Source organism: Streptomyces nanshensis (genome assembly GCF_001751255.1).
GTDB lineage: Bacteria > Actinomycetota > Actinomycetes > Streptomycetales > Streptomycetaceae > Streptomyces > Streptomyces nanshensis_A.
Genome location: NZ_LJGW01000410.1, coordinates 1 through 18,031, shown reverse-complemented (window position 1 = coordinate 18,031; position 18,031 = coordinate 1). Strand labels below are relative to the sequence as shown.

Annotated in this window: 16 protein-coding genes; 9 read left to right on the top strand and 7 right to left on the bottom strand. The window is 73.6% G+C overall.

The features are described 5' to 3' along the window. Positions 1-1,172: MFS transporter (locus tag AN218_RS25685; protein ID WP_070019332.1), on the bottom strand; the 1,172-nt coding region annotated here is incomplete at its 3' end. Further along, on the bottom strand, positions 1,169-3,640 hold the full coding sequence (locus AN218_RS25680) for a molybdopterin oxidoreductase family protein (RefSeq protein ID WP_079132588.1): 2,472 nt from the start codon (positions 3,638-3,640) through the stop codon (positions 1,169-1,171). The genes AN218_RS25685 and AN218_RS25680, both read right to left, overlap by 4 nt. 422 nt (positions 3,641-4,062) lie before the next feature. Between AN218_RS25680 and hmgA the strand changes: the two genes are divergently transcribed. The 4 genes from hmgA (at position 4,063) to AN218_RS25660 (ending at position 8,326) form a co-directional block, all read left to right on the top strand. Then, positions 4,063-5,424, top strand: coding sequence for a homogentisate 1,2-dioxygenase (gene hmgA, locus AN218_RS25675; protein ID WP_070019330.1), 1,362 nt, complete (start codon positions 4,063-4,065; stop codon positions 5,422-5,424). 9 nt (positions 5,425-5,433) lie between these two features. Further along, positions 5,434-6,192: a GntR family transcriptional regulator gene (locus tag AN218_RS25670; RefSeq protein WP_070019328.1), complete on the top strand. Its 759-nt coding sequence runs from the start codon at positions 5,434-5,436 to the stop codon at positions 6,190-6,192. Between the two features lie 173 nt (positions 6,193-6,365). Continuing rightward, complete coding sequence (locus tag AN218_RS25665; protein ID WP_171908792.1) at positions 6,366-7,634, top strand: type ISP restriction/modification enzyme; 1,269 nt, start codon at positions 6,366-6,368, stop codon at positions 7,632-7,634. Between the two features lie 35 nt (positions 7,635-7,669). Beyond that, positions 7,670-8,326 (top strand): maleylpyruvate isomerase N-terminal domain-containing protein, encoded by a 657-nt coding sequence (locus AN218_RS25660; RefSeq protein WP_070019327.1) that lies wholly within the window; start codon positions 7,670-7,672, stop codon positions 8,324-8,326. Between the two features lie 220 nt (positions 8,327-8,546). On the opposite strand, the gene AN218_RS25655 is transcribed toward AN218_RS25660, so the two are convergent. Then, on the bottom strand, positions 8,547-8,813 hold the full coding sequence (locus tag AN218_RS25655) for a hypothetical protein (RefSeq protein WP_070019326.1): 267 nt from the start codon (positions 8,811-8,813) through the stop codon (positions 8,547-8,549). A gap of 207 nt (positions 8,814-9,020) precedes the next feature. Between AN218_RS25655 and AN218_RS25650 the strand changes: the two genes are divergently transcribed. Together AN218_RS25650 and AN218_RS25645 are read left to right on the top strand one after the other, a co-directional pair. Next, on the top strand, positions 9,021-10,172 hold the full coding sequence (locus AN218_RS25650; protein ID WP_079132587.1) for a DUF5925 domain-containing protein: 1,152 nt from the start codon (positions 9,021-9,023) through the stop codon (positions 10,170-10,172). Between the two features lie 169 nt (positions 10,173-10,341). Continuing rightward, positions 10,342-10,932 carry an NADAR family protein gene (locus tag AN218_RS25645; RefSeq protein WP_070019325.1) on the top strand — a complete coding sequence of 197 codons (591 nt, stop codon included), beginning with the start codon at positions 10,342-10,344 and terminating at the stop codon, positions 10,930-10,932. 91 nt (positions 10,933-11,023) lie between these two features. Here the strand turns inward: AN218_RS25645 and AN218_RS25640 are convergent, their stop codons facing one another. Continuing rightward, positions 11,024-11,395, bottom strand: a complete 372-nt coding sequence (locus AN218_RS25640; RefSeq protein WP_070019323.1) for a GntR family transcriptional regulator — start codon at positions 11,393-11,395, stop codon at positions 11,024-11,026. Positions 11,396-11,500: 105 nt separating this feature from the next. Between AN218_RS25640 and AN218_RS25635 the strand changes: the two genes are divergently transcribed. Further along, positions 11,501-12,430, top strand: a complete 930-nt coding sequence (locus AN218_RS25635) for a GNAT family N-acetyltransferase (RefSeq protein WP_070019338.1) — start codon at positions 11,501-11,503, stop codon at positions 12,428-12,430. A gap of 86 nt (positions 12,431-12,516) precedes the next feature. Here AN218_RS25635 and AN218_RS25630 read toward each other — a convergent pair whose 3' ends face one another. Continuing rightward, the gene (locus tag AN218_RS25630; protein ID WP_070019320.1) at positions 12,517-13,713 is read right to left on the bottom strand and encodes a MarP family serine protease; all 1,197 of its coding nucleotides are present in this window, start codon (positions 13,711-13,713) and stop codon (positions 12,517-12,519) included. A gap of 254 nt (positions 13,714-13,967) precedes the next feature. Then, positions 13,968-14,462: a MarR family winged helix-turn-helix transcriptional regulator gene (locus AN218_RS25625; protein ID WP_070019318.1), complete on the bottom strand. Its 495-nt coding sequence runs from the start codon at positions 14,460-14,462 to the stop codon at positions 13,968-13,970. A 161-nt stretch (positions 14,463-14,623) separates the two neighbouring features. Between AN218_RS25625 and AN218_RS25620 the strand changes: the two genes are divergently transcribed. Further along, positions 14,624-15,394 carry a dioxygenase family protein gene (locus AN218_RS25620; protein ID WP_070019336.1) on the top strand — a complete coding sequence of 257 codons (771 nt, stop codon included), beginning with the start codon at positions 14,624-14,626 and terminating at the stop codon, positions 15,392-15,394. A gap of 167 nt (positions 15,395-15,561) precedes the next feature. On the opposite strand, the gene AN218_RS25615 is transcribed toward AN218_RS25620, so the two are convergent. Beyond that, a complete protein-coding gene (locus AN218_RS25615) occupies positions 15,562-16,170 on the bottom strand; it encodes an AMIN-like domain-containing (lipo)protein (protein WP_244900717.1) in 609 nt (202 codons plus the stop codon). 325 nt (positions 16,171-16,495) lie between these two features. Here AN218_RS25615 and AN218_RS25610 point away from each other — a divergent pair, with 325 nt between their 5' ends. Next, complete coding sequence (locus tag AN218_RS25610; RefSeq protein WP_070019313.1) at positions 16,496-17,494, top strand: lytic polysaccharide monooxygenase auxiliary activity family 9 protein; 999 nt, start codon at positions 16,496-16,498, stop codon at positions 17,492-17,494. Positions 17,495-18,031: the final 537 nt, after the last annotated feature.

The following is an 18,031-nucleotide window of genomic DNA, read 5'->3' as shown; positions in this document are numbered from 1 at the left end:
TGGCCGAGCCGGTTGCCGGTCAGCCGCAGGGCCAGCGCCGTGGACCGCGCGCGCTCGGGCGCCGCCCGTACGACGGTGGTCATCGTCAGCGGCTGGCCGACCCCGAGGAAGAACCCGAGCACCACCAGCGCGGCGCCCAGCGCCCACACCGGCACGGGCACGGCCAGCAGCGCGCTCAGTCCGCCCGCGGCGAGACAGCTCACCACGAGCAGCCGCTGCCTGCCCAGCCGCGCCGTCATCGCCGGCAGCGCGAGGCGCGAGAGGACGGACGCGGCGGCCCGCAGGCTCAGCAGCAGGCCCACCATGCCCGGGGCGATGCCCCGTTCCTCGCCGACGACCGGAAGGTAGGCCGTCAGCACGTCGGTTGTGGAGAGCACCGCGAGCGAGGCGAAGATGCCCGCCGGGACGCCGCGTGCACGCAGGATGCGCGCGACGGGGACGGGCGTCTCCGGTGCCGCGTCCTTGCCGCGGCCGTTCCCCGGTTCCGCCGGACTCCCGCTGCGGGCCCGGCCTTCGATGCGCCACAGCGCCGCGTACGAGCAGAGCGACAGCGCGCCCGAGGCGAACAGGGCGACGGCGCTGCTGTGCTGGCTCACCGCGTGGGATCCGGCCGCCGCGGCGGCCCCGTCCGTACCGGCGCCCGCTCCCGCGCCGCCCACGATCAGCCCGGCGAGCACCGGCCCGATGAGCTGGCCCGCCGAGCCGCCGATGGTGAAGTGGCCGAAGTTGCGGTCGTGTTCGCCGGGACCGCTCTGCCGCGCCACCAGCGACTGCGCGCCGATCATGAACACCAGATGCCCCAGGCCCAGTACGCCGCTCCACACCGCGAGCGTCACCAGCGAGGAGGCCGTACCGGACAGGGCGCAGCCCGCCGCGATGAGGGCCGCGCCGACGGGCAGCAGCGGACCGCACCGGCGCCGGTCGGTGTGCCGCCCGAGCGGTACGGCGACCACCAGCGGCAGCAGCGCGAAGACGGCGGTGATGACACCGACGGCACGCGCGCCCGCGCCGAGTTCGAGGGCGTGGTACGAGACGGCGGGCCGTGCCATGTTCACCGCGCCCTGGGTGAAGACGAAGGAGACGACGAGGCGCAGCAGCCAGCGGCGCGGCGGCGCCGGGAAGGCGCCGCCGGGGCCCGTGGGCACGGGCGGGTCCGAGGGCGCGGAGGTCATCCGGCACCCGGCGCCGCGGCGGGCGCGGACTCGTGTGCGGGCGCGGACTCGGCTCCGGCTCCGGACGGGGATTCATGCGCGGACGCGGCCTCGTGCGCGGAATCCGGCCCGGTCCCGGACGGCGTCCCCGTGGCCGGAGTGACCCGTACCGGGAACCCGTTGAGCACCGCCGTCCCGGAGAGCGGGTCCAGCAGTGTGCCGTCCAGCAACTGGTTGACGTTGACGCCCGGTTCGGCGGCGGCCACCCGCATCCGCGTACCGGGACGGTCGTGGCCCCAGCCGTGCGGCAGGCTGACGACGCCCGCGCGCACCGCGTCCGTCACCTCCACCGGCGCGGTCACCTCTCCCCCGTCGCCCGTGACGCGGGCGTGCCCGCCGTCGGCGAGGCCGAGCCGTGCGGCGTCCCCGGGGTGGACCTGGAGGGTGCAGCGGTTCGAACCGCCGCGCAGCGCGGGCACGTTGTGCATCCAACTGTTGTTGGAGCGCAGATGGCGCCGCCCGACGAGCACCAGGTTCTCCGCGGTGCCGCGTCCGTGCAGCGCCGCCCGCAGCCGGCGCACGTCCCGGCGTACGGGCTCGGGACACAGCTCGACCGTGCCGGAGCGGGTGCGCAGCACCTCCGGCAGCCGCGGCGCGAGCGGTCCCAGGTCGATGCCGTGCGGGTGGGCGAGCAGCTTCTCCAGGCTGAGGCCGTCCGGACGTGCGCCGAAGCCGTCGCCGTACGGGCCGAGGCGCAGCATCATGTCGAGGCGCCGCTCGACCCCGTCACGTCCGGTCAACCGCCGCGCCAGCTCTTCCGGTTCCCGGCCGTGCACGGGCGAGTGCGGATCGGCGGCGGCCCTGCCGAGGGCGCGGGCGATGACGGCGTCGTCGACGGTGTGCGCGGGGGCGCCGGGCGTTCCGGCGAGGCACAGCAGCAGCCGCGCCATGATCTCCGCCTCGCTGCGCTCGCCGGGTTCGGGCGGCAGGACGGGACGGGTGTAGCGGACCTGGTTGCGTACGGGCAGCGCGTTGAAGGCGAAGTCGAAGTGCGGGCTGCGGCTGGGCCTGGCGGGCGGCAGCACGACGTCGGCGTGGCGCGTGGTCTCGTTGAGATACGGGTCGAGGCTGACCATGAAGTCCAGTGCGCCCAGGGCCTTTTCCAGCCCCTCGCCGTCGGGCGCGGAGAGCACCGGGTTGCCGGCGAGGGTGAGCAGGGCACGGACGCGGCCCTCACCGGGCGTGGTGATCTCCTCCGCGAGCGCGACGACCGGCAGTTCCGACTTGGCCTCGGGGTGGCCGCTGACCCTGCTGTGCCAGCGGCCCAGTGCGAAACCCTTGCCCGGTACGGCGGTTGCCCCGTCCGCCGTTCCGCCCGTACGAGGGGCCCGCGCGGTGGCCGACAGCGGGAACATCGAGCCGCCGGGCCGGTCGAGGTTGCCGGTCAGGGCGCTGAGGACGTCGACGAGCCAGTTGGTGAGGGTGCCGAACTCGACGGTGGAGGAGCCGACCCGCCCGTAGACCGCGGCGCTGGGTGCCGCCGCCAGTTCGCGTGCGAGGGCGCGGATGTCCGCGGCGGGCACGTCGCAGGCGCCCTCGACGGCCTCCGGGGTGAACTCCCGTGCCAGCTCCCGTACTTCGGCGACGCCGCTCAGATGCGGAGCGAGGCCCCCGGTGCCGGTGAGCCCCTCCTCGAAGAGCACCGCGACCATCGCCGTCAGCAGCAGCGCGTCGCTGCCCGGACGGATCGCCACATGCCGGTCGGCGAGCCGGGCCGTACGCGTGCGGCGCGGGTCGACGACGGTGAGCGTGCCGCCGCGGCGGCGCAGCCGCTTCAGCCTGCCGGGGAAGTCCGGGACGGTGGCGAGCGATCCGTTGGACTCGACGGGGTTGGCGCCCAGGATCAGCAGATGGTCCGTGCGGTCGACGTCGGGCACCGGGATGGCCTGGGGATCGCCGTAGAGCAGTCCGCAGGCCACGTGCTTGGGCATCTGGTCGAGGGTGCTGGCCGTGTAGAAGTTGCGGGTGCGCAGCGCCGCGAGGAGCTGCGGCGGGTAGAGGGCGCCGGCCATGGTGTGCACGTTGGGGTTGCCGAGGTAGACGGCGACGGCGTCCGGATCGCCGTCCGCCAGTACGGGCCCGAGCCCGGCGGCGACCGCGGCGAACGCCTCGTCCCAGCCGGTCTCCCGCAGCCGTCCGTCCGCGTCGCGCACCAGCGGACGCGTCAACCGGTCGGGGTCGGCGTCGAGTTCGCCGAAGGAGGCGCCCTTCGGGCAGACGAAGCCGCGGCTGAAGACGTCGTCGCGGTCACCGCGTGCCTTGGTGATGCGCCCGTCCTCGACGGTGACGGCCAGACCGCACGTGGCCTCGCACAGCGGGCAGATGCGGAGCGCGGTGCCGGACTCCACGGGGGTGCCGGCGGCGGCGCGGGCGGTTTCGGCGGACGTGCCGGACGTACCGGATGTGCCGGGCGTACCGGTCGCGGTCATGGCGCTCCCTCGGACCGTGCTGTTGCCACTCCGTGCCACGACTGTAGGCCCTGGAAGCGGCAGTTCACCCGCGAGGAAGCGGAACGTGACGGGGGTTACGGCGGTACACACGGGGCCGAGGCCGCGNCTGTTGCCACTCCGTGCCACGACTGTAGGCCCTGGAAGCGGCAGTTCACCCGCGAGGAAGCGGAACGTGACGGGGGTTACGGCGGTACACACGGGGCCGAGGCCGCGCACGTGGGGGCCGGCCGCCGTGGCACGGCCGCCCGCCGGCCCGGCCGTCGCGCTGCCGTCACCCGGGCGTCACCCGGCCATCCCCCGGACCGCGCCCGCCCGTTCACGCCTCATTGACGCGGACACTCCGCATTCCTATGGTCAAGTACAGGAATACAGGGGGAACACAGCAGCGGCAGGAGCATCCGATGGTTCTCGGCACCGGCGACGGCAGCGGCGAAGGCGGAACGGAAGCGGAAGAGGCACGCAAGACGGCGGAGGGGCTCGGCCACCTCACCGGTTTCGGCAACCAGCACAGCAGCGAGGCCGTACCCGGCGCGCTCCCGCTGGGCCGCAACGCCCCGCAGCGCGCACCGCTCGGCCTGTACGCGGAGCAGCTCAGCGGCACGGCCTTCACCGAGCCCCGCGCGCACAACCGCCGCTCGTGGCTCTACCGCATCCGCCCCTCGGCCGCGCACCCCCGCTTCCTCCGTACCGGCAACGGCGGCCTGCGCGGTGCGCCCTTCACCGAGACCGAGCCCGACCCCAACCGGCTGCGCTGGAACCCGCTGCCCGATCCGCCGCGGGGCACCGACTTCGTCGCCGGGCTGTGGACGCTGGGCGGCAACGGCGACGCCGCGCAGCGCACCGGCATGGCCGTCCACCTCTACGCCGCCGACACCTCCATGACGGACCGGGTCTTCGGCGACTCCGACGGCGAACTGCTCATCGTCCCCGAACGCGGAGGGCTGCTGCTGCACACCGAGTTCGGCCTGCTGCGGGCCGAGCCGGGACATGTCGCGCTGATCCCGCGCGGAGTGCGCTTCCGCGTCGTCCTGCTGGACGGGCAGGCACGCGGCTACGTCTGCGAGAACTACGGACAGCCCTTCGCCCTGCCGGAGTTGGGCCCGATCGGCGCCAACGGCCTCGCCAATCCACGGGACTTCCTGGCGCCGGTCGCCGCGTACGAGGACGACGCGGACGGCCGCTCCGTCCAGGTGCTCAACAAGTTCTGCGGCAACCTCTGGGCCGCCGACTACGGGCACTCGCCACTGGACGTCGTCGCCTGGCACGGCAACCACGTCCCGTACGTCTACGACCTGCGCCGCTTCAACGTGATGGGCACCGTCAGCTACGACCACCCCGACCCGTCGATCTTCACCGTCCTCACCTCGCCGTCCGACACCCCGGGCCTGGCGGGCGTGGACTTCGTGGTGTTCGCGCCGCGCTGGCTGGTGGGCGAGGACACCTTCCGGCCGCCGTACTTCCACCGCAATGTGATGAGCGAGTACATGGGCCTCATCGAGGGCGCCTACGACGCGAAGGCGGAGGGCTTCGTGCCGGGCGGCGGATCGCTGCACAACATGATGTCCGCGCACGGCCCCGACCGGGAGACCTTCGAGCGCGCCAGCTCCGCCGAGCTGCGGCCGCAGAAGATCGACGACGGGCTGGCGTTCATGTTCGAGACGCGCTGGCCGGTGATCCCCACCGCACAGGCCCTCCAGGCGGAACATCTCCAGTCCGGCTACGACGAGGTGTGGCAGGGTCTCCAGCGCCATTTCCGCCCGTAGGGGGGTCACGTGCCCGCGTCCGTCTTCGCGCCCGACTCGCTCGAACTCAACCGCAAGCTGCCGCTGTGGTATCAGGTCTCGCAGTCGCTGCGCGCCTCGATACTCGGCCGCACACCGCAGTCCCCGCTGCGGCTGCCGACCGAGGAGCGCCTCGCCGAGCACTACGGGGTGAGCGTGCTGACCATGCGGCAGGCGCTGAAGGAGCTGGAGACGGAGGGGCTGATCTCCCGGCACCGGCGGCGCGGCACGTTCATCGAACCGGAGGCCCGACGGACGGGCCCCGTACGGCTGTTGGGCTCGGTGGACACGATCGTGGCCCAGCAGTCCGGGGACCTCACGACGCTGCTGGAACACGGTCCGTCCGCGCTGCCGCCCGAACTGGCCGAGCACTTCCCGGACGTGGCGGAGGCGACGGCGTACCGGCGGCTGCGCCGCGACCCGGAGAGCGGCGAGGCGACCAACTGGGCGGAGAACTACATCCATCCGCGCGTCGCCGCGCACATCGACCCCGCGGATCTGGAGCGCGGCTGGCCGATGACGAAGGTGCTGCGCGACGGCGTCGGGGTGCGCATCAGCCGCATCACCGACACCGTCGAGGCGCGGCTCGCGGACCCGGAGACCGCCAAGCTGCTGGACGTGCCGCTGCTCAGCCCGATCCTGCACTACACGGGCGTGACGTACGACGAGGAGGGGCGGGCCGTGGACGTCGCCCTCATCCACTACCGCGGGGACCGGTTCTCCTTCTCCGTGACCCTCCAGGCCGACTGAGCACCGGGCGGCGGCAGTTGGGCCGGGGGCGGGACCACCCGGCACGCGCGCCCCTGACGGGGGCGACCCCGCCCTCGTAGCATCGAGCGGTGAGCGACGAACCACCCGGTCCCGGCGGCGGCACCACGGCCCGCGACGAACCGGCCCCCGACGAGCTGGCCCTCGACGAGCTGATGCCCTGGTCCGTCGCGCCGCTGCGTACGGGACGCGGCTGGATCCTCGCGCCGGACCCGGCCACGCTGCGCAGCCGCTGGAACGCCCTGATCCGCACCGAGGACGAGGACGCGCGCACCGGTCTGTTCGGGCCTACCCGCTCCCGTACGCCGCACAGCGCCGTCGCACCGCTGCCCGGAGTCCCGGCGCACGGCGGGCGGTTGGCGCGCGAGCGCGGCGCCTGCCCCGAACCGGTGCCCGTGCTGCACGGCCCGTACGACCAGCAGTGGCTGATCCCCGACCACCGGCTGATCGACGCCGCGCGGCCGGAGTTGTGGCGCGTGAGCGACGGGCACCAGACACATCTGGTGGAGACCGCGCACGACCACCGTCATCACGGGCCGCTGTGCGCCGTCACCGCGCTGCTGCCCGACGGCCGGGCGGCAGCGGGACGTTCCGGACGCGTGCGCCCCCTCTACCGGCGTCCCGGCGGACGTGAACCGAACCTGCTGCCGGGCCTGTTGGAGCATCTCGCCGCTCGGCTGGGGCTGCCCGTGACGCCGGAGGACGTGCTCGCCTGGACCCTCGCCACCGTGCGCGCGGGCACGGCCGGACGTACGGTGCCGCTGACCCGGGACCGGGAGTCGTGGCGGCGCGGTGTGGCGCTGGGCCGCCGGCTGATCCGGCTGCACACCCGGGGCGCCCGCTGCGCCGATGCGGAGGGCGCCGCCGGTGACGGCGGCGACAGCGACGACGGCACGGCGGGCACCGCCCGTCCACGGCTGCCGGGCGGCCGACGACCGTACGTACGGGCCCCGTTGCCCGCCTTCGCCCCGGACCCCGAGGAGCTGGCGCACGACGCGGAGGAGCGTTCCCTGCACATCGGCGAGGGCCGCGTCGCACCGGTGGCGCGGGAGGCATGGGAGTNGGGCGGCGTCCGTGTGCTGGAGTCCTGGCTCGCGGAGCGCACGGCAGCGCCGCCGGAGGCCGCGGGCACGCTGGAGGCCGTACGGCCCGCGAACCGGCCCCCGGAGTGGACGTCCCAACTGCTGGAGCTGATCACGGTGCTGACGCTGCTGGCGGAACTGCGGCCCGAGCAGCGGCAGTTGGCCCGCGCCCTGGCGCCCGGCACCCCGGCCGGCATGGAGACCGTACGGGCGGACGCAGGGACCGTACGGGCGGAACTGACCCGCGCGGGACTGCTGCCTCCGCCGCCGGGCGCCCGCCGTCCCGCGTCGGTGCTGGAGCTGCCGGAGGAGGGCCCGGAGGGCCAACTGGCGCTGCTCTAGCAAGAATTGCGCCCGGCTCGTACTACTGTGCCGGGGTGGATCTCTTCGCACGCTCCTGGACGGCACTGCGCACGGCGGTCGCCGAGCTCGCCGACGACGACTTCGAGCGCCCCTCCGGCTGCGCGGGCTGGCTCGTACGCGACCTCGTGTGCCATCTGGTCATCGACGCACAGGACGTCCTGATCACCCTCGCCACCCCGGCCGAGGGGCCGCCGACCGCCGACGCGCGGACGTACTGGGAGGTCGCGGACCGGCCGCCGTCCGGGGAGGACCCGCTCGACGCGCTGACCGTACGGCTGGCCGCCGCCTACCAGGACCCGCATCTGCTCACCTTCCACCTGGACGACGTCGGTTCGGCCGCCGGGCGTGCGGCCGGGCTCGCCGACCCCGCCGCCCTGGTCTCCACCCGCGACCAGGTCCTCACCGCGGGCGACTACCTCAGCGCGTACGTCCTGGAGTGGACGCTGCACCACCTCGACCTGACGGCGCACCTTCCGCACGCGGCACCGCCGCCCGCCGAGTGTCTGGCGTACTCGCGTACGGCGCTGGAGACGATCGCCGGCGCCGCCTTCCCCGCGTCGCTCGCCGACGCGGACGCGCTCGCGGTGGGCACGGGCCGCCGGGCGCCGGACGACGCGGAACGGGCGGCGCTGGGCGGGCTGGCGGCGCGGCTGCCGTTCGTACTGGGCTGACGGGGATCACGTCGGCCTGGAGCAGGGCCGGTCGGCGGGCCGCCGCCGGAGCGGTGCCGCGAACGGGCGTCCGTGAACGGGCGTCCGCAGAGCGGACGTTCAGAAGAACGGCCCGCCCGCGTCGGCCACCGGAGACGACCCTCCGGGAACGACCAAGGGGCGGTGCCGGATCACCGGGCACCGCCCCGAGGCGCAGGGAGGGTCTGTCCGCGGAGGAAGCTCAGCCGCGACCGCCGAAGAGCGTGCGGCGCAGTTTGCGCAGTGGCGCGAACAGCGAGACGCGCGCACCCCGGGCTCCCGCCCGGTGCCTCGCGCTGTCGCGCTGGGTGATCTCACGCATCAGCGAAGTCGCTTCTTCCGTCTCACCCTGTGGCACGGCGGGGCCCGCGAGCACGGCCAGATGCCGGTCGAGGCGCGAACTCGTCGCGCCCGTACCGCACTTGATCGCAGGCACTCGCGCCCTGCCGCTCACTGTTATCTGTTCCATGACACTCCCCACCCGTACGAGGGCACGAGGCCCGGGCACCGCAACCCTAACGCCCGACTGCTCCACCCGTGTATCCCGGTCACAGGATTCACCTGCCCCACAGGGGCGTTGACGAACATCGAGCCCGTACCGTAACCGCTGCCGCCGGGCGTCCGACGGGCCGAAACACGCGTGCGCCGCGGCGGCCGATGCCGGATCATGTGACACATGTCAGCGCAGCCGCACCGGCCGGGCACCACCGACAGGAGTGAGATTCCGACCTCGCCGACGTCCCCCGAGGACGCGATCACCCCGTTTCTGACCATCGACGACACCGACTCGCCGTCCGACGTCATCGACGCCCTGTTCCTGGGCCGCTTCACCAACGGAGAGCAGCCCTACTCGCGCAGCCACTCCGTGGACCGGGTCAAGAAGGGCCGCACGCTGCTGCCTTCGGACGCGACGGTGCTGCGCGAGGCGCGGGCCGACTGCCGCAGCACCGTGCTCGCCGAGGGAGCGGGCTGGACGGCGCTGGTCTCGCGCTGGACGCACGGCGCGGACGTCACGGTGACGGCCGTCAGCGGCGAACTCGCCCAACAGCGCCTCGACGAGGCCGTGAAGGACGCGGAGGACGAGCCGGAGGCCAGCTCCGACAAGGTCTCCATGGGCTTCTGGTATCACTCGCCGATGCGCGGGCCGCGCCGTACCACCCGCGCCATCACCGCGGGCACCTGGCAGGAGGTACGCCCCAACTACACGGCACGCGTGGCCGATGCGATGGACGGGCTGATGAAGGTCACCCCGGACGAGATCTCCGGACGCCTGCTGCTGCTCCACGGACCGCCGGGCACCGGCAAGACCTCGGCGCTGCGCACGCTGGCACGTTCGTGGCGCGACTGGTGCCAGGTGGACTGCGTGCTGGACCCGGAGCATCTGTTCAACAACATCGGCTATCTGATGGACATCGCCATCGGCGCCGACGACGGCGACTCCGACGACCAGCGCTGGCGGCTCCTTCTCCTGGAGGACTGCGACGAGTTGATCCGCGGCGAGGCCAAGCACGCGGCGGGCCAGGCGCTGTCCCGGCTGCTGAATCTGACGGACGGTCTGCTGGGCCAGGGCCGCAACGTGCTGGTCGGCGTCACCACGAACGAGGACCTGGAGCGGCTGCACCCGGCGGTCGTGCGTCCCGGACGCTGTCTGGCCCGTATCGAGGTCGGCCCGCTCAGCCGCCCCGAGGCGGTGAACTGGCTCGGCACGAGCGAGGGCGTCGGACGTGAAGGCGCCACGCTGGCCGAGCTGTTCGCGCTCCGCAAGGGCACGGCGCCGACCTCGCTGCCCGCGCAGAGCGACCGCGAGGGCGCCGGGCTGTATCTGTGACGCCGGTTCAGGCCGGTTCGAAACGGCCCTCGGGCGTGCCGGGCGGCGTGCGCGCGGGCGGGCGGATTCGGTGAACTCGGCGCCGTACGTGGCCGGTTCTGTGGGACCGCCCGTGCTCACAGGCCGATAACCGGTCGAACGCGGCGCGTTGCGCTGGGAGAATCACGTCATGGTCGCCAATGTCGCCGAACTCGCCGAGCGCACCGCACGCGGTCAGCGCTTCAAGTACCTCTACTTCTGGGGCGATCGGCCGCGGCGGGACGGCAGCGCCGGCAAGGGCTGTCTGAGCCAGTGGTGGTTCGCGCCGTTCGAGGCCGACGGCGTCGAGTACGCCACGGCGGAGCACTGGATGATGGCCCGCAAGGCCCGGCTGTTCGGCGACGCGGAGGCGGAGCGCAGAGCGGTCGAGGCGGTCCATCCCCGGCAGGCGAAGGACGTGGGCCGCTCGGTGCGCGGCTTCGACCAGGACGTGTGGGAGCGCGAGCGCTTCGCCATCGTTGTCGAGGGCAGCCTGCGGAAGTTCGCCCACCACGGCGAGCTGCGCGAGTTCCTGCTCGGCACCAGCAGCCGGGTGCTGGTGGAGGCGAGCCCGCTGGACCGGGTGTGGGGTGTCGGGCTCGCCGCGGACGACGCACGGGTGCGCGACCCCGCGCAGTGGCGCGGTGAGAACCTGCTGGGCTTCGCGCTGATGGAGGCCCGTACGCGGCTGCTCACGCGCACCTACGCCCCGGCCTACACCTCGGCGTACACGACGACATAGCCGGCTCGGCGCACAGGACGGCACCGCGGGAACAGACGGCGACGTACGGCCGCCAAGCCCCGTGCCACGGACGGGACTTGGCGGACACGCCTCAGCCGTAGACCGCGCGCAGCGCGTCGTTGACGGTGGCGAGCGCCGCGTCCCGGTCCAGGCCCAGCCTGCGCGCACGGCGTGCGTAGGACTGCGCGGCCTCGGACGCCTCGCGTACCGCCGCGTCGCCCGCCGCGGCCACGAAGGTGCCGTTGCGGCCCCGGGTCTCGATGACGCCGTCCCCCTCCAGGGCCCGGTAAGCCTTCGCCACGGTGTTCGCGGCGAGCCCCAGCTCTCCCGCCAGGCCCCGTACGGTCGGCAGCTTGTAGCCGGTGGGCAGCTCACCGCCGCGTGCCTGCTCGGCGATCTGGGCACGGAGCTGCTCGTACGGGGCGTCCGGTCCGTCGGGGTCGACGATGAGGTGCAACGGCACGTGGTCTCCGGTGTGTTGACGTTCGGGCGAGTGCGGAGCCGATTCTCTCGCAGCGGGCGGAAAATGATGAGCGGCGCGACCGGCGGCGGCGTAGCGTGCCGGATCATGACGCCGGGGATCACCGTGGAAGCCTTCGACCCGCGCGACGCCTCGGCGGTGGCCGAGGTGCGGCGCGCGACCGTCCCGTATCTGGTGTGCACGGCCGAGTCGCTGGCGTGGGAGGCCGAGTCCGCGCCCGCCGAGGGCCGTACGCGCTGGCTGGTCGCCCGGGACGCGCACGGCCGGATCGTGGGCTGCGCGGACACCGGCCTGCTCATCTCCAGCACCGAGCCGGGGCAGGGCTGTCTGCACATCGCCGTACGTCCCGAGGCACGCGGCCGGGGCGTGGGCCGCGCCCTGGTCGCCGAGGCGGAGCGCTGTCTGACGGAGGCCGGCGCGGAGCGCGCGTGGACGTGGGCCTCGGACGACGGCCGCTCCCCCGGCTTCGCGGAGCGTCTCGGCTATGCACGGGGGCGGCGCGCCTGCTTCCTCGGACTCGACCTCGCACGGGCCGAACTCCCGCCGCTGCCCGAGCGGTTGCCGCCCGGCGTCGAGCTGCGCACGGCCGCGGACTTCGCCGGCGACCGCCGGCCGCTGTACGAGGCGGATCTGGAGTGCACCGCGGACGAGCCCGGCGACGTACGGCACGGCTTCGTCCCGTACGACGACTGGCTGCGGCTGAACTGGGAGCGCCCGGACATCGACCACACCCTCGGCTCGGTCGTCCTCGTCGACGGCGAGGTCGCCTCGTACACCGTGGCGCAGACGGACGGCGCCGAGCGCTACTGGTCGGGGATGACCGGCACCCTGCGCGCCCACCGCGGGCGGGGCCTGGCGCGGCTGGCCAAGCTGGACTCGCTGCGCCGCTCGCGCGAGGCGGGCCGCACCCGCGCCTTCACGGGCAACGACTCCTCGAACGCGCCGATGCTGGCCCTCAACAGGGCGCTCGGATACGAGCAGGCCGGGGCCGAGTGGCGCTACTCCAAGCCGCTGTGAACGGGGGCCTCTCCGGGCCGAACCGGAGCCGCGTCAGGCCGGGTTGAGCGGGAGCGGGCGCTGCCGCGGACCGCAGGGCCCACGACTTACAGGGCCGACCGGTCCCCCGTGTCGACGGGCCGGGTGGCGTGTGCGCCCTTGCGTGCGTGCTGCTGCACCTGTTCCGCGGTGAGCGCGTAGCCGGTGCCGGCGTCGGTGGTGGAACGGGCGAAGATCACCCCGAGGACCCTGCCGTCCTTCGTCAGCAGCGGGCCGCCGGAGTTGCCGGGACGGACGGTGGAGCGGATCGCGTAGATGTCGCGGGTGCTGAGGTCGTCGCCGTAGATGTCCTGGCCCTGCGCCTGGACGCGCTGGGCGACGGCCGCCGCGCGCAGATCGAGGCTGCCGTTCTCCGGGTATCCGGCGACGACGCCGGGCGCACCCCGGGAGGCGTTGCCCGCGAACTCCAGGGCGGGCGCCTCCAGTCCGGGCACGGCGAGGACGGCCACGTCGGTCGTCGGGTCGAAGACCACGACCCTCGCCTCGTAGCGGGGGCCGACGCCGCCGACGCGTACGGTCGGCTCGTCCACGCCCGCGACGACGTGCGCGTTGGTCATCACATGCTGCCCGGTGTAGACGAAGCCGCTGCCCTCCTGGCCGCGTGCGCTGCCGTCCACCTCGGCCACGCCCTCGACCTTGACGGTGCTGCGCTTGGCCGCCCGTGTCGCGGCCGGGGTGACGGAGTCGCCGGAGGGCTTGGCCACGGACGTGCCGGGCTCGTGCTCGAAGGGGTTGAAGACCGGCGGGAATCCGGCGGTGGTCAGCGCGCCCGTCGCGTTGTTGAACCAGGTGGCGGCCTGGTCGGGCATGCGGTCCTGGACGGTGCCGAGCACCGCGGACCCGCGGATCGTCTGGTTCAGCGCGGGCGAGGGCGAGACGGACAGGGCGCTCGCCGCGACCCATCCGACCACCAGCACCGCTATCGCGTTGACGACGACGCCGCCGACACCGTCCGCCCAGCGCACGGGCGTCCAGCTCAGCGCGTCCCGCAACCGCCAGCCCAGCGGCGCGGCGACGGCCTGGCCGAGCGCGGCCGGTACGAGCACCGTCAGCAGCGCCACGACGGTCGCCTCGGTGGTGCCGGGCGCCACCTTGTCCAGGACGAACGGAAGGGCCCATACGCCGACGACGGCGCCGCCGACGAAGCCGGCGAGTGAGACGAACCCCGCGACGAGCCCCCGCTGATAGCCGGACACGGAGAAGACCAGCACTGCGAGCAGCAACAGCACATCCAGCAGGTTCACCGCACACCCCTTCTCGCCCAAGTCGGGTTACTCATCGTGCTCACGTTGCGGCCCTGTCCTCCGATTGTGCCTTGACCCTCTCGCGCGTCTCCCCCCGGTCGCAGAACACACGCGAATCAGAACCAGGTTGGTTCCGTATCACACCGGAAAAGGCACCGGTTCGCCCCGCGCCACTCCTTTTGCGCCGCTCACATCGTGGACGGAGGCGCGGACGACTGCGGATTCGGTCGTACGGGCGGCGGGCCGCGGAGCTTTCAGCGGCGCGGGGTGTTGTCCGTTCCCGTGTGTGCCTCCCCTTCCTCCAGGCGCCGGGCCACCCGCCCGAGGCTCTCGGCGAGCTGGTCCAGCTCCCCGCGGTCGAGGACGTCGATCAGCGCCTCGCGCACCGCGGCGACATGGCCCGGCGCGGCGGCGCGCAGCGCCCGTCCGCCGTCCGCGGTCAGCCGTGCGTGGACGCCGCGCACATCGCTCTCGCAGGTGCGGCGGCGCACGAGGCCGCGCCGCTCCAGTCGTCCGATCTGGTACGTCAGCCCGCTCTTGGAGGTGACCAGATGTGCGGCCAGCTCCGTCATTCGCAGTTCGCCGTCCGGGGCGTCGGCGAGGCGGACGAGGATCTCGTACTGCTGGTGGGAGAGCCCGCTCTCCTCCTTGAGCTGCCGCTCCAGATGCCGGCCGATCCGGCTGCCGGCCCGCAGGAAGCTCTGCCAGGCCGCCATTTCACGCTCGTCCAGCCAGCGGGGTTCCGTCATGCGTCGATCCTACGCGGTTGTTCGAATTTGAATCATCGGCTAGCGTCGAGATGAGTGGTTCGAATTTGAACGACTGTGATCGACATGGCGGCCCGGCCCCGGCCCGGCCCCCGGAAGGCAGGCCGATCGTGACCACCGGCGACCACGGCACCTCCGCCCGTATGCCCGTGCTCTATCTCAGCCACGGCGCTCCGCCGCTGGCCGACGACGCGCTGTGGACGTCCCAACTGGCCGCCTGGAGCGCCCGGTTGCCCCGGCCGCGCGCGATTCTGACGGTCTCGGCGCACTGGGAGTCGGCGCCGCTCACCCTCGCGGCGACCCGCACCGTGCCGCTCGTGTACGACTTCTGGGGCTTCCCCGAGCACTACTACGACGTGCGCTATCCGGCGCCGGGCGCGCCCGAACTGGCCGCGCGCGTACGGAAGATGCTGTCCGGTCCGGGCCGGGAAGTGCAGGACGACCCCGAACGCGGCCTCGACCACGGGGCGTATGTGCCGCTCGCCGAGATGTATCCGGACGCCGACGTCCCGGTGCTCCAGATGTCGATGCCCACCCTCGACCCGGAGGAACTGCTCCGGCTGGGACGGCGGCTCGCACCGCTGCGGGACGAGGGGGTGCTCGTCGTCGGCAGCGGCTTCTTCACACACAACCTCAGCGGACTGCGGTGGGGCGCCGGGGTGGACGAAGCCCCGGGCTGGTCACGGGAGTTCGACGACTGGGGCCGCGAGGCGCTGGAGCGCGGCGACGTCGACGCGCTGCTCGACTTCGCCCACGCCTCCCCCGCCGGACGCCTCGCCCATCCGCGCAGCGAGCACTTCGCACCGCTCTTCGTCGCCCTCGGCGCGGGCGAGTCGGACCTCGCCGAACAGCGCACGGTCATCGACGGGTTCTGGGCGGGGCTCGCCAAACGCTCGGTGCAGCTCGGCAGTTGAGACGGACCGTCGGCGGCGGGCCCGCGGACCGAGGACCCCGGACGGCAGAAGCCGCACGGCGGGACCCGCGGGCGGGCGGAACGGCTGAGCGGTGAAGTCCCGGGCGCCGCGGGGCCGTTCCGCCCGGCGCCCGGGACGGGCACGTCCCGGCGGGCCGCGGCGCGGGCTCAGCGCAGCGGCGTCCAGGTGTGGGCGACGTCGACGACGAGACGGTCGCCCAGGTCGAGCACGCGGAACGGCAGCCTGGCCCGTACGCCGAGTCCGAGCTGCGTCGTCCCCTCGTAGCCGGCGCCGAAGCGGGCGTCGCGGAAGGTGCGGTAGCCCGTCAACTGCACGCCGGGCAGCGGCTCTCCGGCACGACCGGGGTACGTCGGCTCGAAGGTCTCCGGGTCGTGGCTGGGTGCGGAGGCGACGATCTCCAGCACCGCGCCGCCGCCCACCGTAAGGGGCCGGCCCGAACCGTCCTGGTACAGCCGGTCGACATAGCGGACCCGGTACGAGGCGGAGCCCGCGGGCGTGCCCGGGCGGATGTCGAGGACCATGCGGTCGTAGCAGCCGTGGCGGCCCGTCCGCACATCCGTCAGCGGCCGATCGCCCGTGCCCGTACCGGACTTGGACCGGCTCCCCCACGTCACGGCGCAGCCCGCGGCGGCAGCGGCGGAGCGCTCGGGTGCGGCCGCCGCGGGGCCGGCAGCCGCGGCGGTGCCCGCGGACAGGGTCGTCAGAAGACCCGCGCCCGCGAGCGTGGCGGTGACGAGCAGCCTGGTGCGTCTCATGGGAGCCCCCCTGGTGGTGCGTGTGCTGTGTCACGAGGCTAAACAGATGGAAAACGCCCGTAGTTGCACAGACACGAATAAGGGCACCGAATTCGTGAAACGGATGTACGGGACAGATCGCCGCGCCCCCGCCGCCGCGTCTGAGGCCCCGCTTACCCCTGCCTTAACGCCACCATAAGGATGGGCAGTTGGGGCCTTCGGACGTCGAAAGCGCTGCTGAGCGCGGCTAGCGTGCAGCGAGCACACCGCAACGGGCCCGGCCCTCCCGGCATCGCCGGGGCGCGCGGGGCCGGGCGGCACGAACCCCCCACCTTCAGGAGCCCCCATGTCCGTTCGTCGCACGGTCGCACGCATAGCCGCTCTCGGAGCCGTGCCGCTCGCCCTCACCGTCGCCGGGACGGTGCCCGCCGCGGCACACGGTTCGATGACCGATCCCGTCAGCCGGGTCTCGGGCTGTTTCGCCGAGGGGCCGGAGAGCCCCCAGTCCGCCGCGTGCAAGGCCGCGGTGAAGGCCGGCGGCACCCAGGCCCTCTACGACTGGAACGAGGTCAACATCCCGGACGCGGCCGGGAAGCACAAGCAGATCATCCCGGACGGGAAGCTGTGCAGCGCGGGACGGGAGAAGTACAAGGGTCTCGATCTGCCCCGCAAGGACTGGCCCGCCACGAAGATGCGCGCCGGCGAGCACGCCTTCTCGTACAAGGCGACGGCACCGCACAAGGGCACCTTCGAGCTGTACATCACCAAGTCCGGCTACGACCCGTCCAAGCCGCTGAAGTGGTCGGACCTGGAGGCCAAGCCGTTCGCCAAGGTCAAGGACCCCCAACTCCAGGGCGGCGAGTACAAGTTCAAGGGCGAGGTGCCCAAGCGCAGCGGCCGTCACCTGATCTACAGCGTCTGGCAGCGCTCGGACAGCCCGGAGGCGTTCTACACCTGCTCCGACGTCACCTTCAGCGGCAGCGGTGCCGCCGCCGGCGCCGGAACCAAGGCCGCGGCGGGCTCCCCCGAGGCACCCAGCGACAAGCAGATCTCCGCGGACGCCGGCAAGTCGACGGTGGAGCACCACGGCCGCGGCCACGCCTCCGCGAGCGGGCACTCCGCACACGGCACGCACACCGCGGGCGAGACGGAACACGGCGACCACGCCGCCCACAACGCCCCCGAGGCCAAGAGCGCGGGCCAGGAGGGACGGCTCGCGCAGACCGGCGGTGAGGACCACACCATGGACATCGCGCTCGCGGGCGCGGGAGTCCTCGTCGTGGGCTCCGCGCTGGTCTGCCTCGCCGCCCGCCGCCGGGACCTCGGCCGTCGCGGGAACGCCTGACGGCATGGTCGTGGGATGCCGGTACGAGCCGGAGAAGAAGGACGAGACATGCGTCCCCTGCGGGGAGGGTGAGCCGGGATGGAGCATCTGGAACCGCAGGCGGCGGCGCGGTAACGCACCCCGCAGGCCGAGCTGTGAGAACGGCCGCCAGAGTCCGCCTCCCACACGGCGGGCCTGTCCGGGAGCGCGCTGCGCACGCTGGAGCGGAAGCGGCTCGCACACCCGCCGCTGCGTCTGACCGCCGCACGGGACCGGCCCGCACGGAGCCGGTCCGCACGGGACCCGTAGGTACGGGGACCCGGGAAGCCCGGGGCACGGAGGAACGGGGACGACCTCCGTGCCCCGGGCGGCACACCGGGCCCTCCCGCGGACGCGGAGCCTCGTACGTACACAGAACCTCGTCCGTACACGGAAGCCCGTACGTACGCAGGGCCCCGGTACGCAGGATCTCGGTACGCAGGGTCCCGGACGTCCCGAACGCACGGCGGCTTCACCGGTGATGACGGCGGCGCCGGACCCCTCTCGCACGGGAGAGGG

What these genes read in the sequence shown, in the direction of transcription:
- AN218_RS25680 (WP_079132588.1), bottom strand. Translation starts at nt 3,640, where the DNA reads ATGACCGCGACCGGTACGCCCGGCACATCCGGTACGTCCGGCACGTCC.
- hmgA (WP_070019330.1), top strand. Translation starts at nt 4,063, where the DNA reads ATGGTTCTCGGCACCGGCGACGGCAGCGGCGAAGGCGGAACGGAAGCG.
- AN218_RS25655 (WP_070019326.1), bottom strand. Translation starts at nt 8,813, where the DNA reads ATGGAACAGATAACAGTGAGCGGCAGGGCGCGAGTGCCTGCGATCAAG.
- AN218_RS25650 (WP_079132587.1), top strand. Translation starts at nt 9,021, where the DNA reads ATGTCAGCGCAGCCGCACCGGCCGGGCACCACCGACAGGAGTGAGATT.
- AN218_RS25645 (WP_070019325.1), top strand. Translation starts at nt 10,342, where the DNA reads ATGGTCGCCAATGTCGCCGAACTCGCCGAGCGCACCGCACGCGGTCAG.
- AN218_RS25635 (WP_070019338.1), top strand. Translation starts at nt 11,501, where the DNA reads ATGACGCCGGGGATCACCGTGGAAGCCTTCGACCCGCGCGACGCCTCG.
- AN218_RS25625 (WP_070019318.1), bottom strand. Translation starts at nt 14,462, where the DNA reads ATGACGGAACCCCGCTGGCTGGACGAGCGTGAAATGGCGGCCTGGCAG.
- AN218_RS25620 (WP_070019336.1), top strand. Translation starts at nt 14,624, where the DNA reads ATGCCCGTGCTCTATCTCAGCCACGGCGCTCCGCCGCTGGCCGACGAC.
- AN218_RS25615 (WP_244900717.1), bottom strand. Translation starts at nt 16,170, where the DNA reads ATGAGACGCACCAGGCTGCTCGTCACCGCCACGCTCGCGGGCGCGGGT.
- AN218_RS25610 (WP_070019313.1), top strand. Translation starts at nt 16,496, where the DNA reads ATGTCCGTTCGTCGCACGGTCGCACGCATAGCCGCTCTCGGAGCCGTG.